This window comes from Pseudomonas frederiksbergensis (assembly GCF_035751725.1).
GTDB lineage: Bacteria > Pseudomonadota > Gammaproteobacteria > Pseudomonadales > Pseudomonadaceae > Aquipseudomonas > Aquipseudomonas frederiksbergensis_A.
Map to the genome: position 1 here is coordinate 74,363 of NZ_CP142104.1, position 15,658 is coordinate 90,020.

Below are 15,658 nucleotides of genomic sequence, written 5' to 3' on the forward strand. Positions count from 1 at the left end.
GCATAGCGGCCCCAAGCTCAAACGGCAATCGACGGCAACGGCAATCCGGTCAACGACTCCGCACTGTTGGCCTGTTCTTCCATCAACCAGTCCACGAATAACTTGATCAGAACGCCCCGGCGCTTGCGCTGGGGCAAGACCACGTAGTATCCCAACCGGGAGAGCACTGTTTCGGCGATCGGACGACACAATAGGCCCTGGGCCAATAAGTTATCCACAAGGTGCCGCCAGCCGATCGCGACGCCTTGGCCGCCGATCGCCGCCTGGATGAGCAGGGTGTAGTTGTCGAAGCGCAATTGCCCTGGCGCCGGCGGCGAGGTGATGCCCAGTTCACGGAACACGCCGCTCCAGTCGAACCAGGCGCTGCTATTGCCGCCGCGCAAATGCAGCAAGGGAAATTCCGAAAGGTCATGGGCAGGCAAGGGCAGGGTACGTTCGCCGAGCAACAGCGGGCTGCACACCGGAAATACTTCTTCGCTGAAAAGCCAGCGACTTTCGCCTTGCTTGAAGCGACCGTCGCCGAACAAGACAGCAACGTCTATATCGGTGCGCAGCATGTTGTGGTTGCGCTCGCTGGTCACCAGGCTCACATCCACCTGCGGATTGGCGGCGTGAAACCGATGGAGCCGAGGCATCAGCCAATAGGCGGCAAAGGCGAAGTCCGTCGCCACTTGCAGCACCTCGTGCTGGTGCTGGGCGGTGATCGCAGTCAGGCCAGCATCGATGCTTTGTAAACCGGCCTGGACTTGCTCGAAAAGGATGGCGCCGGCCTCGGTCAATTCGATGCCTCGGTAGATACGGTCAAACAACCGCGTGCCCAGCTGTTCTTCCAACCGCTTGATCTGCTGGCTGATGGCCGGTTGCGTGGTGCCCAGCTCAATCGCGGCGGCCGTAAAGCTCTGCTGGCGAGCCGCTGATTCGAAGGCGCGGAACAGGTCCAGCGACAAGTCACCCAAGGCGTCATACATAAGCTGTGCTTATCCTAGTCATTGTCTTGCATGGGCTTTACCCCGAAAGGCATGGGCTACATGCTCAATGGCAGCACTATCGCATAACTGCTCACTATGGAATGCCGCGAATACATGAAGCGCAAGAACATTCTTTTCATCATGGCCGATCAAATGGCCGCGCCAATGTTGCCGATCTATGGTCCGTCGCCCATCAAGTTGCCGAACCTGTCACGCCTGGCCGACCAGGGCGTGGTATTCGATGCCGCGTATTGCAACAGTCCGCTCTGCGCGCCGTCACGCTTCACCCTGGTGAGCGGCCAGTTGCCGAGCAAGATCGGTGCCTACGACAACGCGGCGGATTTCCCTGGAGACGTTCCGACCTATGCCCACTACCTGCGCCGCCTCGGCTACCGTACGGCGCTGTCCGGCAAGATGCATTTTTGCGGGCCCGACCAGCTGCACGGCTACGAAGACCGCCTGACCAGTGATATTTATCCGGCCGACTACGGCTGGGCCGTGAACTGGGACGAGCCGGATGTGCGGCCGAGCTGGTATCACAATATGTCGTCGGTGTTGCAGGCCGGACCATGCGTGCGCACCAACCAGCTGGACTTCGATGAAGAGGTGGTGTTCAAGGCCCAGCAATATCTGTTCGACCACATCCGCGAGGACGGCGACCAGCCGTTTTGCCTGACGGTGTCGATGACTCACCCACACGATCCGTACACGATTCCCAAGGCGTTCTGGGATTTGTACGACGACAGCGACATCCCGTTGCCACAGACCCCGGCGCAAACCGAACTCGACCCTCATTCCCAGCGCCTGCTCAAAGTCTATGATCTCTGGGACAAGCCGCTGCCTGTGGATAAGATTCGCGACGCCCGCCGCGCGTACTTCGGGGCATGCAGCTACATCGACAGCAACGTCGGCAAGTTGCTGCAGACTCTGGAGGACACCGGGTTGATCGATGACACCATTATTGTCTTCTCCGGCGATCATGGAGACATGCTCGGCGAAAAGGGGCTCTGGTACAAAATGCACTGGTTCGAAATGGCCGCTCGCGTCCCGTTGTTGATCAGCGCACCGGGGCAGTTCGCCAGCGCCCGTGTTGGCGCGGCCGTGTCCACCGCTGACCTGCTGCCGACCCTGGTCGAGCTGGCCGGTGGCACGCTGGAGCCAGGTTTGCCGCTGGATGGCCGTTCGCTGGTGCCGCACCTGCAAGGGCAGGGCGGGCATGACGAAGTCTTTGGCGAGTACATGGCCGAAGGCACCATCAGCCCGTTGATGATGATTCGTCGCGGCCAGTGGAAATTCATCTACAGCGAGGATGATCCTTGTCTGTTGTTCGATGTGCGCAACGATCCCAATGAAACGGAGAACCTCAGCCAGTCTCCCGAGCACCAAGCGCTGCTGGCCGACTTCCTCGGCGAAGCGCGTGCCAAATGGGACATTCCAGCCATTCACCAACAAGTGCTCGCCAGCCAGCGCCGTCGCCGTTTTGTTGCCCAGGCGCTGACCCTGGGCAAGCTCAAGAGCTGGGATCACCAGCCGTTCGTAGACGCCAGCCAGCAGTACATGCGCAACCACATCGACCTGGACGATCTGGAGCGCAAGGCCCGTTATCCACAACCCTGCCAATAAACCAATAGCGTAAGGGGAAGCACATGCAAAAGTTATCCACAGCACTGGCCGCCGGGCTGTTGGCGTTGAGCAGTGTGTCGGCGTGGGCCGAGCAAAGTTGCGAGACGGTGAAGATGGCTGATCCGGGCTGGAGCGATATTGCCGCCACCAATGCCATTACGGGTTTCCTGCTGGAGGGCATGGGCTACAAGGCCAAGGTCGACACCCTCGCGGTGCCGATCACCTTCGGTGGCCTCAAGGATGGCCAGGTGGATGTGTTCCTGGGTAACTGGATGCCGGCGCAGCAAGGTTTCTATGACAAGTTCGTGGCCAATGGCGACGTCACGCAACTGGCCAAGAACCTGGACGGCACCGAATTCACCCTGGCTGTTCCCGATTATGTCTGGGATGCGGGCGTGCATAACTTTGCCGACCTGAACAAATTCGCGGACAAGTTCGACAAGAAAATCTACGGCATCGGGTCCGGCGCTCCGGCCAACCTCTCCCTTAAGGAAATCATCAAGACCAACGATTTCGGCATGGGCGAGTGGAAGCTGGTGGAGTCGAGCGAGCAGGCGATGCTGGCGGAAGTCTCCCGGGCGGTGAAAAAACAGAAGTTCGTGACGTTCCTCGGCTGGACCCCGCACCCGATGAACGTGCAATTGAAAATGCACTACCTCAAGGGCGGCGAGAAATATTTCGGTGACACCGGCAGCGTGTACACGCTGACACGCAAAGGTTATGCACAGGCCTGCCCGAACGTGGGCAAGCTGCTGACCAACCTGAGCTTCACCCAGGAAATGGAAAACAGCATCATGGCTGAGGTGGTGAACAAGAAAGTCAGCAACGCCGAAGCGGCCAAGGCTTGGATCAAGGCCAACCCGGCCGTTCTGGATAAATGGCTCGATGGCGTGAAAACTCTGGATGGCAAGGATGCGCTGGCGGCGGTGAAGGCCAAGCTCTGACAGCTGCGCCGGGCTCTTGTGGCGAGGGAACTTGCTCCCGCTCGGTCGCGCAGCGGCCGCAGAATCAGGGCCTGCTGCGCAGTCCAGCGGGAGCAAGCTCCCTCGCCACGTTGGTTCACCTGATACTCTTGCGCCAAACCCCATCCTTGAGGCCCCATGGCAATTCCCACGCGCCATTCACTCTTTCCCTTCTTGAGTTGGCTGCCCCGGCAGACCCGCGCCAGCGTTGGCCGTGACCTGATCGTCGGCCTCAGCGGCGCGATCCTGGCGCTGCCGCAGTCCATTGCCTACGCCCTGATTGCCGGACTTCCGCCCGAGTACGGACTATACGCGGCGATTGTGCCGGTGTTGATCGCCTGCCTATGGGGCTCGTCGTGGCATTTGATCTGCGGTCCTACAGCCGCGATTTCCATCGTCCTGTACGCCACCGTCAGTCCCTTGGCCGTGCCTGCGACCCAGGACTACATCACGCTGATCCTGCTGCTGACAGTATTGGCCGGTATTTTCCAGTGGTTGCTCGGGTTGCTGCGGTTCGGTGCGCTGGTCAATTTCGTCTCACATTCGGTGGTGCTGGGTTTCACCCTAGGCGCGGCGGTGGTCATTGCCCTGGGGCAACTGCCGAACCTGCTGGGCCTGGACCTGCCGAATGAAGCCACCGCGTTGAAAAGCCTGCTGATGCTCGCCGGCCATATCGGGGCTGTGGATAAACCTTCGTTGCTGCTGGGTTTGGGGACGCTGGTACTGGGCATCGTGCTCAAACGCTTGCTGCCGCGCTGGCCAAGCCTGTTGATAACTTTGGGCATCAGCAGCCTGGTGGCCTGGGCCTGGCCCGCAATGTTCGGGCATGTGGCGTTGGTCAGCGCCTTTGTCGGGCGCCTGCCGCCATTCACACCGCTGCCACTGGATTTGGATCTGATCCTGCGCCTGCTGCCCGGTGCCGTTGCAGTGGGCATGCTGGGGCTGGTGACCAGCCTCTCCATTGCGCGCTCGCTGTCGGTCCGCTCCGGGCAGTTGCTCGATGCGAACCAGGAAGTCAGGGCGCAGGGGCTTTCGAATATCGTTGGAGGATTTTTCGCCGGGTCGTTGTCAGCCGGTTCCTTCACCCGTTCCGGTCTCAGCTATGAGGCAGGTGCTTGCTCGCCGCTGGCCGGGGTGTTCTCGGCGCTGTGGGTGGCATTGTTTGCCGTGGCCGGCGCGAAGCTCATCGCGCACATTCCCATTCCGGCCATGGCTGGCAGTATCCTGCTGATCGCCTGGGGCCTGGTGGACCATCGGGGCATTCGGGCGTTGTACCGGGTGAGTCGCTCCGAATTCCTGGTCATGGGCCTGACCTGCCTGGCCACGCTGCTGTTGGAACTGCAGACCGCCATCTATGCCGGCGTACTCGCTTCGCTGTTTTTCTACCTCAAGCGCACCTCCCAGCCGCGGGTTCACCATAGCCGCGAGGGCGAAGCGGACATCCTGCGGGTGGGCGGCTCGATCTTTTTCGGCGCCAGTCATTATTTGCAAGTGCGTTTGCAGCGGATGCAGGCACAGCGGGTGGTGATCGACGCCCAGCAGATCAACTTCATCGATTATTCCGGGGTGGAAATGCTCCACCAGGAAGCCCGGCGATTGCGCAGCCAGGGGCGTAGCCTGACCTTGCGCAGGGCAAGGCCGCAGGTGGTCGAGGAATTGTTGAAGTTGGAGGGCGCGCAGAAGTGCCCGATTCACTTCGAAGACTAGGGCTCAAGGCAGGCATCCCTCGCCACAGTTCACAGCGCCAGCTGGCGGCGCAGTTCGGCCAGCACCGGCGCGGTATCCGGGCGTACTCCGCGCCACAGGAAGAACGCTTCGCCCGCCTGCTCGGCGAGCATGCCCAGGCCATCCATCGCCACCGCCGCGCCGTGTTCCCGGGCCCAACGGCAGAATGAAGTCGGCTCCTTGCCGTACATCATGTCGTAGCAAAAGGTCTTGCCCGGCTCGATCAGGCTTGCGGCAATCGGCGGGACATCGCCTGACAAGCTGGCGGACGTGGCGTTGATGATCAGGTCCACCGGTTCCTTCAACCAATCGAAACCACTGGCCGAGACCGGGCCCAGGTCGGCGAACAGCTCCGCCAGCAGCTCGGCCTTTTCTACCGTTCGATTGGCGATGATCACCGAAGCCGGCGCCTCGGCCAGCAGCGGTTCCAAGGCGCCGCGCACCGCGCCGCCGGCCCCGAGCAAGAGGATGCGCTTGCCCTTGAGGCTGAACCCGGCGTTGACGGTCAGGTCCCGCACCAGCCCCGCGCCGTCGGTGTTGTCGCCCAGGAGGCGGCCGTCGGCCAGTTTACTCAAAGTGTTGACCGCGCCGGCTCGCTGCGCCCGCTCGGTCAACTGATCAGCCAAGCGGAAAGCATCTTCCTTGAACGGCACGGTGACGTTCGCCCCACGGCCATCGCGGAAAAATCCCTTCGCGCAACCGGCAAAATCCTCCAAAGGGGCGAGCAACGTGCTGTAGTCCAATGCCTGGCCGGTCTGCTCGGCAAACAGGCGATGGATCAACGGCGACTTGCTGTGGCCGATCGGGTTACCCATTACAACGTAGCGGTCCATGGATAATCCCCGTTCAGGCCGTTGCCAGCCAATCGCGATCCTGCAGGAAATAGTCGGTCAACCGCGCCTCTTCGCTGCCCGGCTCGGCTTTCCAGTCATAGCTCCAGCGCACTTGGGGCGGCAGGGACATCAGGATCGATTCGGTACGCCCGCCCGATTGCAGGCCGAACAGCGTGCCACGGTCATAGACCAGGTTGAATTCCACGTAGCGTCCACGGCGGAACTCCTGGAATTCCCGTTGCTTGGCCGTGAACGGGTCGTGCTTGCGACGACGCACGATAGGCAGGTAGGCATCGATGTAGGCATCGCCGATGGCGCGCATGAAGGCGAAGCTGGTGTCGAAATCCCACGCGTTCAGGTCATCGAAAAACAGGCCGCCGATGCCTCGGGGCTCGTTGCGATGCTTGATGTGGAAATAGCTGTCGCACCAGGTCTTGTAGCGCGGATAGACATCCGGGCCGAACGGCTCGCAGGCTTGCTGGGCGATGCGGTGCCAATGCACGCAATCTTCTTCCACGCCGTAATAAGGCGTCAGGTCGAAGCCGCCGCCAAACCACCACACCGGCTCTTCGCCTTCTTTTTCGGCGATGAAAAAGCGCACGTTGGCGTGGGACGTTGGTACGTGGGGGTTGTGCGGGTGGATCACCAGCGAAACGCCCAGGGCTTCAAAGCCGCGCCCGGCCAATTCCGGTCGATGGGCGCTGGCCGAGGGTGGGAGACCGCTGCCAAAAACGTGGGAAAAGTTGACGCCACCCTTTTCGATCACCGTGCCGTTTTCGATCACTCGCGTGCGACCGCCACCGCCGGCGGGCCGGGTCCAGGCGTCCTCGACGAAACGAGTGCCGCCGTCCTCGGCTTCCAGGGCTGCGCAAATGCGGTCTTGCAGGTCCAGCAGATAGGCTTTCACGGCCTCGGTGCGAGTAGTCATGACATCACCTTGATCAGGGCTACGCTGCGCGGCGTACACAGGCCGCCGGCAAAATGGGCGCACAGGATAACACCGCATCCGCCCACACCACAGTTGACGAAGATCAAGCTTAGGAGTCCGATAGCAGGCTTGGTAAAAGTCCCACGATAAGGAGAAAGTGAAGATGGCTAAACGCATCCAGTTCAGCGCCCACGGTGGACCCGAAGTGCTCGAGTACGTGGAATACCAGCCGGGCGAGCCCGGTCCGCAACAGGTCCGCGTCAGCAACAAAGCGATCGGCCTGAACTTCATCGACACCTATTACCGCAGTGGTCTTTATCCACCACCGGCCCTGCCGTCGGGGCTTGGCGCCGAAGGTGCGGGTGTGGTCGAAGCCGTTGGTTCGCAGGTCACGCGTTTCAAGGTCGGCGACCGTGTGGCCTATGGCAGTGGACCGCTAGGGGCATACAGCGATGTGCACGTGCTGCCCGAAGCCAACTTGGTTCACTTGCCCGAAGCCATCAGCTTCGAACAAGCCGCCGGGGTAATGCTCAAGGGCCTGACCGTGCAATACCTGCTGCGCCAGACCTACGAGCTCAAGGGCGGCGAAACCATCCTGTTCCACGCCGCTGCGGGTGGCGTGGGCTCGTTGGCCTGCCAGTGGGCCAAGGCCTTGGGCGTGAAGCTGATCGGCACCGTCAGCTCGGCGGAAAAAGCCGCCATCGCCAAATCCCACGGCGCCTGGGAAGTCATCGACTACAGCAAGGAAAACGTCGCACAGCGCGTGTTGGAATTGACTGACGGCAAGAAAGTCCCGGTGGTGTACGACGGCGTCGGCAAGGACACTTGGCTGACGTCTTTGGATTGCGCGGCGCCCCGTGGCCTGGTGGTGAGCTTCGGCAATGCCTCCGGTGCGGTGGATGGCGTAAACCTGGGCATTCTTTCGGCCAAGGGCTCGCTGTACGTCACCCGTCCGACCCTGGCGACCTACGCCAACAACGCCGAAAACCTGCAGCGCATGGCCGATGAACTGTTCGGGATGATCGCCAGCGGCAAGCTTACGGTGGACATCAACCAGCGATTCCCGCTGGCTGAGGCGGCCAAGGCGCACACCGAGTTGTCGGCGCGACGGACGACGGGGTCGACCATCCTGTTGCCTTGATTCAAAGGCTGCCAAAGAACCTGTGGGAGTGGTTCATCGTTTTCCCTAAGTGAACAGCATGATGCTCCCACAGCGGGTTTTGCACCGGTCAAAGTCAGTCCGGGCGCAGTACCTTGCCCGTCGCCAGATCACGAATCACGCTCGGGTTCTTGCGTCCGCCCAGGTTGCCGCCCAGGACCAGATCGAGCTGGCCGCGGAAATACTGTTCGACGCGAATCCGCGTGCGCGCCGCCGGCCGGCCTTGTGGGTTGGCTGAGGTGGACACCAGCGGGCCGACCAACGAGCACAAATCACGAACGATCGGATGATCGCTGACCCGTAGCGCGACGGTGTCGTGCACGCCAGTGATCCACTCCGGCAGCAGGTTCTGGTGCGGCACCAGCCAGGTGTTGGGCCCTGGCCAGGTGCTGGCCATGCGGTCCATCCAGGTTTCGGGGAAATCCTCGAACAAAAAGTCGAACTGGCGAATGTTGTCAGCCACGAGTATCAGGCCCTTGTCGGGCCGTCGGGACTTGATCGCCAGTAGACGCTCCACCGCATCTTCGTTCCACGGATCGCAACCCAGGCCCCAGACCGCTTCGGTTGGATAGGCAATCACCGCCCCGGCGCGAATTTCTCGCGCGGCTTGTTGCACACGCCAACTGTTGACCATCAAACATTCTCCGCAACGCAATTAAGGCTGTGGGCAGTTTACCGATCTTCCCCATAAAACCTAGCGTGCGAACCAACGTCCGTTGTCACAAATGGCGCGGCCCTCCATTTCCAGCTCGGTCAGCGCCGCCAGCACTTTGGGCAAACCCCAGCCACTGGCGTCGGCCAGCGCCTCGCTGCTCAGCGGCGCGGCGTGCAGCAGGCGCAGCAGCGGATGGGTCACAGGCACAGGCTCGGAGGCCAGCGGCAATCGCTGCCAACCGCGCAACGCTTCAAGGATGTGTTCGACGGTTTCCACCAGCGCCGCGCCGTCACGGATCAACTGATGACAGCCTCGGGCCCCTGGATGATGGATCGACCCAGGAATGGCATACACCTCGCGGCCCTGTTCTGCCGCAAGCCGGGCGGTGATCAGCGAACCACTGGCGACACTGGCTTCTACCACCAGCACCCCCAGGGACAAGCCACTGATGATGCGGTTGCGGCGCGGAAAGTTGCTGGCGTGGGGCGCCGCATCCAGCGGAAACTCCGAGACCACCGCGCTGCCTTGGGAAATCATCGCTTGCGCCAGCCGACGATTGCGCTGTGGATAAAAATTTTCCAGGCCGGTGCCGAGCACGCCGACCGTGCATCCGCCAACGTCCAGCGCGGCCTGATGCGCGGCGGCGTCGATGCCCAAGGCCAAGCCGCTGGTGATGACAAAGCCGGCTCCGGCCAGGCTGCGAGAGAACGCCGCCGCCGTGTCCATGCCCGGGCGCGATGCGCGTCGACTGCCCACCATCGCCAACTGCGGTTTTTCCAGGATCAAGGGGTCGCCAGCGACAAACAGCAGCGGCGGTGGATCACTGATCTGTGCGAGCAGCGCAGGGTATTCAGGCTGGTCCCACATCAGTAAATGCTGGTCCGGGCCGTCTAGCCAGGCCATTGCGTGGGCGGCGCCGTCGCGTATCTCCGGGGAGCGTCGGGCCTCGGCGCAAGTGGCCGGCAACCCCAGCGCCCGCCAGGCGCTGGCCGGCGCGCTGATGGCTTTGGAAGCCGAGCCAAAGGCCTCCATCAGGGTCATGAAACGTTTAGGTCCTACGTCTGGCAAGCGATGCAAGCGCAGACGGGCCTCCAGTTCCGCAGGCGGAACCGAAGCAGATTCAGGCATTGGCATGTGATCAATCCTTGATCGTTATAGCCCCGTTGAAACGGGAACAAGCTGTGGATAACTCTGTTGGTAACTTGTGAGACCCGTTACGGATTGCGCACCTTGTCGAGGATCGCCAGCGACCGCGAGGCGTACAGCACCAAGCCATAACTGAGCTTGTCGTAGGTGCGGAACACCATCAGCAGGCCGGCGCGTTCGTCCGGAATCTTCACCGAGGCGCCGGTGATACGGTCGCGCACCGTTTCGCCGGTCTTCATCACGGCGAGGACATTGCCTTCTTCCAGCCCGTCGCGCCGGCCCTTGTTCAGGGTGACCACGTCCATCGCGCCGATCTGCGTCACGCCCCGGGGTACATCGAGGATCAGTCCCTGGATGTCCGTTTTCGGCGCGCTGGGCATGAACGTCGAATTGATCGAGCGCTCTTCGCCGCTGAACAGGCGATCGCCGAGGCGCACCTCCTGGGTTGTGCGTTGCAGGGCCAGGGTGGTGACGTCGCCTTCGGTGGCAACGATTTCGCCGCTGCCGATGTCATCGGCGTTGATGCCCAAAAATTCCTTGGTCTCGGGATCGGTGTAGACCTTGCCCTGGCGGAAGATGCCGTAGGCCGACTGGCTCGTATCGAAGTTGCCGCGGGCGAAGATCGTGTCGCCGGTGCCGCTGAGCACTCGTTCGGCATCACCTGCCACGACATAGGGCGCCCGGTTGAAATCTTCCGCCGTGTCGACGATGCGGTTGCTCAGCAAAAAGCTGTTGATGGCCTGCAGCGGAATGCTCGGGATGGCATCGGCTACCGGTGAACTGCGAATGCGCGGCGACAGCTTGATGGTGCCGCGGGAGGCGCCGCGATTGAGGGTCAGGCGCGGCTGGCCGTTGACGTAGACCAGCGACAGGGTGTCGCCGGGGTAGATCAGGTTGGGGTTTTCGATCTGCGGGTTGGCCTGCCACAGCTCCGGCCATTTCCACGGCTCGCGCAGGTATTTGCCGGAAATGTCCCACAGCGTATCCCCCGTCACCACTGTGTATTGCTGTGGAAAACCTTCCCGAAGTTGCACTTGCCCGTGCGCGATACCGGCCGAGGCCAGGAGCAGCAGGGCGAGTAGTGATTTCCTCATGCGGTGAATCCCTTTATTATGTGCGTTCGCGTAAAACGCCAGAGCCCCCGTGGCTCGCTCTGTTCAAGAGCAACGTTTTACAACGGTAGCCTGCATCCCAAGACACGCCAGGCGAGCCACCCGACTTTACTTCACACGTGCATTTATCAAGCTTATGGCCATTTTGAACATTCTCGAATTTCCGGACCCGCGCCTGCGCACTATCGCCAAACCGGTGGCCGTAGTGGACGACGAAGTGCGTCAGCTGGTCGATGACATGTTTGAAACAATGTATGAGGCGCCAGGCATCGGCCTCGCCGCGACCCAGGTCAACGTGCACAAGCGTATCGTCGTCATGGACCTCTCCGAAGACCGCAGCGAGCCGCGGGTGTTCATCAACCCCGAGTTCGAAACCCTGACCGACGAAATGGACCAGTACCAGGAAGGTTGCCTTTCAGTGCCGGGCTTCTACGAAAACGTCGACCGCCCGCAAAAGGTCAAGATCAAGGCCCTGGACCGTGACGGCCAGCCTTATGAACTGATCGCCGAAGGCCTGCTGGCGGTGTGCATCCAGCACGAATGCGACCACCTCAACGGCAAGCTGTTCGTCGATTACCTGTCTAATCTCAAGCGTGACCGGATCAAGAAAAAACTGGAAAAGATCCATCGCCAGAACGCTTGATGCCCCCCTTCAAAGGCTTGCTGCGGCAAGCCTTTTTCTTTTTGCGACTGCTTTGTAATTGAGAGTTTTCCATGACTGAGCCACTGCGCATCGTCTTTGCCGGCACTCCCGAGTTTGCCGCCGAACATCTCAAGGCCCTGCTGGCCAGCCCCCATGAAATCGTCGCGGTCTACACCCAGCCGGACCGTCCGGCCGGTCGCGGGCAAAAACTGATGCCCAGCCCGGTCAAGCAATTGGCCCTGGAAAACGGCCTGCCAGTCCTGCAACCGCCGACCCTGCGCGACGCGCAAGCCCAAGCTGAACTGGCGGCGCTGAAGCCGGACTTGATGGTGGTGGTCGCCTACGGCCTGATCCTGCCGCAAGTAGTGCTCGATATTCCGCGCCTGGGTTGCATCAACAGCCACGCCTCGCTGCTGCCGCGTTGGCGCGGTGCCGCGCCGATCCAGCGCGCCGTGGAAGCGGGCGATGCCGAAAGCGGCGTGACGGTGATGCGCATGGAAGCCGGCCTGGACACCGGGCCGATGCTGCTCAAGGCCAGCACCCCCATCAGCGCCGAAGACACCGGCGGCAGCCTGCACGACCGCCTCGCGCTGATCGGCCCGCCAGCGGTGGTCCAGGCCATTGCCGGCCTCGCCGCCGGCACCCTGCAAGGCGAAGTGCAGGACGACAGCCTCGCCACCTACGCGCACAAACTGAACAAGGACGAAGCCCGCATCGACTGGAGCCGCCCAGCCGTCGAGCTGGAGCGCCTGGTGCGGGCCTTCAACCCTTGGCCGATCTGCCACAGCACCTTGAACGGCGAAGCCCTGAAAGTGTTGGCGGCCAGCTGCGCCGAAGGGAAGGGCGCGCCGGGTGAAATCCTCAGCGCCAGCAAGGACGGCCTGGTCGTCGCCTGCGGTGAACAGGCCCTGTGCCTGACCCGCCTGCAACTGCCCGGCGGCAAGGCACTGAACTTCACCGACCTGTTCAACAGTCGCCGTGAGAAGTTCGCCGTCGGCACCGTCCTCGGCCAAGCGGCGGACGCTTCATGAACCCGCGTCTGGCCGCCGCCAAGGCACTTGCCGCCGTCCTCAGCGGCAAAGCCTCGCTGAACAGTTCCCTGCCGACCCAACTGGACAAGGTCGAAGATCGCGATCGCGGTTTCACCCAGGACCTGGCGTTCGGCACCGCCCGTTGGCAACCGCGCCTCTCGGCCCTGGCGGCCAAGCTGTTGCAAAAACCGTTCAAGGCTGCCGATGCCGACGTCGAAGCGCTGCTGCTGGTGGGCCTCTATCAACTGCTCTACACCCGCGTCCCGGCCCACGCCGCCATCGGCGAAACCGTGGGCTGCGCCGACAAGCTGAAAAAACCTTGGGCCAAGGCCCTGCTCAACGCCGTGTTGCGCCGCGCCCAGCGGGAAAGCGAAGCCCTGCTGGCCGAACTCGAACATGACCCGGTGGTCCGCACCGCCCACCCGCGCTGGTTGCAGAAATCCCTCAAGGCCTTCTGGCCTGAGCAATGGGAAGCCATCTGCGCCGCCAACAACGCCCATCCGCCGATGATCCTGCGGGTCAATCGTCGCCACCACACCCGCGATGCTTACCTCGCATTGCTGGGCGAGGCGGGTATCCCGGCCATCCCATGCCAATACAGCCGCGACGGCATCGTCCTGGAAACCCCAGGCGATGTGCGCGCGCTGCCGGGCTTTGCCGAAGGCTGGATCAGCGTCCAGGACGAAGCCGCCCAATTGGCCGCCGACCTGCTGGAGCTGGCGCCCGGCCAACGGGTGCTGGACGCCTGCTGCGCGCCGGGTGGCAAGACCTGTCACATCCTCGAGGCCGAGCCGAAACTGGCCGGCGTCGTAGCCGTGGACCTGGAAGCCAAGCGCCTGGTGCGAGTGAAAGAAAACCTCGAACGCCTGGGCCTGGACGCCCAGCTGATCGCCGCCGATGGCCGCGACACCGCGACCTGGTGGGACGGCAAGCCGTTCCAGCGCATCCTCCTCGACGCCCCGTGCTCGGCCACTGGCGTGATCCGCCGCCATCCGGACATCAAGCTCACCCGCCAGCCGGACGACATCGCCGCATTGGCCGTGTTGCAAGGCGAGCTGCTCGATGCCATGTGGTCGACCCTGGACGTAGGCGGCATGCTGCTCTACGCCACCTGCTCGACCTTGCCGACAGAAAACACCGAAGTGATCGAAGCGTTCCTCGCCCGCACCCCGGGCGCCCGGGAGCTGGACATCGCCACCCAGGCCGGCCTCAAGCAGCCCCATGGCCGGCAGTTGTTGGCCCAGGAAGGCGGGCACGATGGGTTCTATTACGCCAAGCTGATCAAAATCGCCGCCGCACGCGGTTAAAACCGATTCGATAGGAGTGAATGGATGAAAATCATCATCCTGGGTGCAGGGCAGGTTGGCGGTTCGCTGGCGGAACACTTGGCCAGCGAAGCCAACGACATCACCGTGGTCGACACCGACGGCGAACGCCTGCGCGACCTCGGTGACCGCCTCGACATTCGTACGGTACAAGGCCGCGGTTCCTTGCCGACGGTCTTGCGCCAGGCCGGCGCCGACGACGCCGACATGCTCGTGGCCGTGACCAACAGCGACGAAACCAACATGGTCGCCTGCCAAGTCGCCCACACGTTGTTCCACACCCCGACCAAGATCGCCCGGGTACGCGAAGCGTCCTACCTGACCCGCGCCGACCTCTTCGACAACGAAGCGATCCCGGTGGACGTGCTGATCAGCCCCGAGCAGGTGGTGACCAACTACATCAAGCGCCTGATCGAGCACCCCGGTGCCCTGCAGGTGATCGACTTTGCCGAGAGCAAGGCGCAACTGGTGGCGGTCAAGGCCTACTACGGCGGCCCGCTGGTGGGCCAGCAATTGCGCCAATTGCGCGAGCACATGCCCAATGTCGAGACCCGCGTGGCGGCGATTTTCCGCCGTGACCGGCCGATCCTGCCCCAGGGCGACACGGTGATCGAAGCCGACGACGAAGTCTTCTTCATCGCCGCCAAGGCGAACATTCGCGCAGTCATGAGCGAAATGCGCCGCCTCGACGAGAACTACAAGCGCATCGTCATCGCCGGCGGCGGCCAGATCGGCGAACGCCTGGCCGAAGCCATCGAAAGCCGCTACCAGGTCAAGATCATCGAGATGAACCCGGCACGCTGCCGCTACCTCTCCGACACTCTCGACAGCACCGTGGTGCTGCAGGGCAGCGCCTCCGACCGCGACCTGCTGCTGGAAGAAAACATCGCCGACGCCGACATCTTCCTGGCCCTGACCAACGACGACGAAGCCAACATCATGTCCTCGCTGCTGGCCAAGCGCCTGGGGGCGAAGAAGGTCATGACCATCATCAACAACCCGGCCTACGTCGACCTGATCCAGGGCGGCGACATCGACATCGCCATCAGCCCGCAACTGGCCACCATCGGCACCTTGCTCGCCCACGTGCGCCGCGGCGACATCGTCAGCGTCCACTCCCTGCGCCGCGGCGCGGCCGAAGCCATCGAAGCCATCGCCCACGGCGACGCCAAGTCCAGCAAAGTGATCGGCAAAGCCATCCGCGACATCGGCCTGCCACCCGGCACCACCATCGGCGCGATCATCCGCGACGAAGAAGTCCTCATCGCCCACGACGACACCGTGATCCAGACCGGCGACCATGTGATCCTGTTCCTGGTGGATAAGAAGCACATTCGCGATGTCGAGAAGCTGTTCCACGTGGGGTTGAGCTTTTTCTGATCCAGGCTGTGCGGTAGCGGTGATGGCCTCATCGCGAGCAAGCTCGTTCCCACAAAGGCTCGCCGTCGTTCACAAAAATTGTGATCGACCGAGATCCACTGTGGGAGCGAGCCTGCTCGCGAAAGCTATCCAACAGCCAACCGAACAACCCCTGACACACCGATAAGG

At 62.5% G+C, this 15,658-nt stretch carries 14 protein-coding genes; 8 read left to right on the forward strand and 6 right to left on the reverse strand.

Going from position 1 to position 15,658, the window contains the following annotated elements:
* Positions 1 to 17 precede the first annotated feature (17 nt).
* Positions 18 to 968 carry a choline sulfate utilization transcriptional regulator gene (locus VQ575_RS00350; RefSeq protein ID WP_045154672.1) on the reverse strand — a complete coding sequence of 317 codons (951 nt, stop codon included), beginning with the start codon at positions 966 to 968 and terminating at the stop codon, positions 18 to 20.
* A 114-nt stretch (positions 969 to 1,082) separates the two neighbouring features.
* Between VQ575_RS00350 and betC the strand changes: the two genes are divergently transcribed.
* From betC to VQ575_RS00365, 3 genes are all read left to right on the forward strand, one after another.
* Positions 1,083 to 2,591 carry a choline-sulfatase gene (gene betC, locus VQ575_RS00355; protein ID WP_325918794.1) on the forward strand — a complete coding sequence of 503 codons (1,509 nt, stop codon included), beginning with the start codon at positions 1,083 to 1,085 and terminating at the stop codon, positions 2,589 to 2,591.
* 23 nt (positions 2,592 to 2,614) lie between these two features.
* The gene (choX, locus tag VQ575_RS00360; RefSeq protein WP_039593437.1) at positions 2,615 to 3,535 is read left to right on the forward strand and encodes a choline ABC transporter substrate-binding protein; all 921 of its coding nucleotides are present in this window, start codon (positions 2,615 to 2,617) and stop codon (positions 3,533 to 3,535) included.
* Positions 3,536 to 3,691: 156 nt separating this feature from the next.
* A complete protein-coding gene (locus VQ575_RS00365) occupies positions 3,692 to 5,260 on the forward strand; it encodes a SulP family inorganic anion transporter (protein ID WP_039593436.1) in 1,569 nt (522 codons plus the stop codon).
* 29 nt (positions 5,261 to 5,289) lie between these two features.
* Here the strand turns inward: VQ575_RS00365 and aroE are convergent, their stop codons facing one another.
* Together aroE and hemF are read right to left on the reverse strand one after the other, a co-directional pair.
* Positions 5,290 to 6,111, reverse strand: a complete 822-nt coding sequence (gene aroE, locus VQ575_RS00370; RefSeq protein WP_039593435.1) for a shikimate dehydrogenase — start codon at positions 6,109 to 6,111, stop codon at positions 5,290 to 5,292.
* A gap of 13 nt (positions 6,112 to 6,124) precedes the next feature.
* Complete coding sequence (hemF, locus tag VQ575_RS00375; protein WP_325918796.1) at positions 6,125 to 7,039, reverse strand: oxygen-dependent coproporphyrinogen oxidase; 915 nt, start codon at positions 7,037 to 7,039, stop codon at positions 6,125 to 6,127.
* A 163-nt stretch (positions 7,040 to 7,202) separates the two neighbouring features.
* Here hemF and VQ575_RS00380 point away from each other — a divergent pair, with 163 nt between their 5' ends.
* On the forward strand, positions 7,203 to 8,180 hold the full coding sequence (locus VQ575_RS00380) for an NADPH:quinone reductase (RefSeq protein ID WP_039593433.1): 978 nt from the start codon (positions 7,203 to 7,205) through the stop codon (positions 8,178 to 8,180).
* Positions 8,181 to 8,274: 94 nt separating this feature from the next.
* Here the strand turns inward: VQ575_RS00380 and VQ575_RS00385 are convergent, their stop codons facing one another.
* The 3 genes from VQ575_RS00385 to VQ575_RS00395 form a co-directional block, all read right to left on the reverse strand.
* Positions 8,275 to 8,832 carry an L-threonylcarbamoyladenylate synthase gene (locus VQ575_RS00385; RefSeq protein ID WP_325918798.1) on the reverse strand — a complete coding sequence of 186 codons (558 nt, stop codon included), beginning with the start codon at positions 8,830 to 8,832 and terminating at the stop codon, positions 8,275 to 8,277.
* Positions 8,833 to 8,892: 60 nt separating this feature from the next.
* Positions 8,893 to 9,987: a DNA-processing protein DprA gene (gene dprA / locus VQ575_RS00390; RefSeq protein ID WP_045154678.1), complete on the reverse strand. Its 1,095-nt coding sequence runs from the start codon at positions 9,985 to 9,987 to the stop codon at positions 8,893 to 8,895.
* Positions 9,988 to 10,067: 80 nt separating this feature from the next.
* Positions 10,068 to 11,093: a LysM peptidoglycan-binding domain-containing protein gene (locus tag VQ575_RS00395; protein WP_039593430.1), complete on the reverse strand. Its 1,026-nt coding sequence runs from the start codon at positions 11,091 to 11,093 to the stop codon at positions 10,068 to 10,070.
* Positions 11,094 to 11,247: 154 nt separating this feature from the next.
* Here VQ575_RS00395 and def point away from each other — a divergent pair, with 154 nt between their 5' ends.
* The 4 genes from def to trkA all read left to right on the forward strand — a co-directional run bounded on the left by def (position 11,248) and on the right by trkA (position 15,490).
* Positions 11,248 to 11,754, forward strand: a complete 507-nt coding sequence (gene def, locus VQ575_RS00400) for a peptide deformylase (RefSeq protein WP_030138961.1) — start codon at positions 11,248 to 11,250, stop codon at positions 11,752 to 11,754.
* Positions 11,755 to 11,825: 71 nt separating this feature from the next.
* Positions 11,826 to 12,785 carry a methionyl-tRNA formyltransferase gene (gene fmt / locus VQ575_RS00405; protein WP_325918800.1) on the forward strand — a complete coding sequence of 320 codons (960 nt, stop codon included), beginning with the start codon at positions 11,826 to 11,828 and terminating at the stop codon, positions 12,783 to 12,785.
* Positions 12,782 to 14,092, forward strand: a complete 1,311-nt coding sequence (gene rsmB, locus VQ575_RS00410; protein ID WP_325918802.1) for a 16S rRNA (cytosine(967)-C(5))-methyltransferase RsmB — start codon at positions 12,782 to 12,784, stop codon at positions 14,090 to 14,092. The genes fmt and rsmB overlap by 4 nt, the downstream gene beginning before the upstream one ends.
* 24 nt (positions 14,093 to 14,116) lie before the next feature.
* Positions 14,117 to 15,490 carry a Trk system potassium transporter TrkA gene (gene trkA, locus VQ575_RS00415; protein ID WP_039593427.1) on the forward strand — a complete coding sequence of 458 codons (1,374 nt, stop codon included), beginning with the start codon at positions 14,117 to 14,119 and terminating at the stop codon, positions 15,488 to 15,490.
* The last annotated feature ends 168 nt before the right edge of the window (positions 15,491 to 15,658 follow it).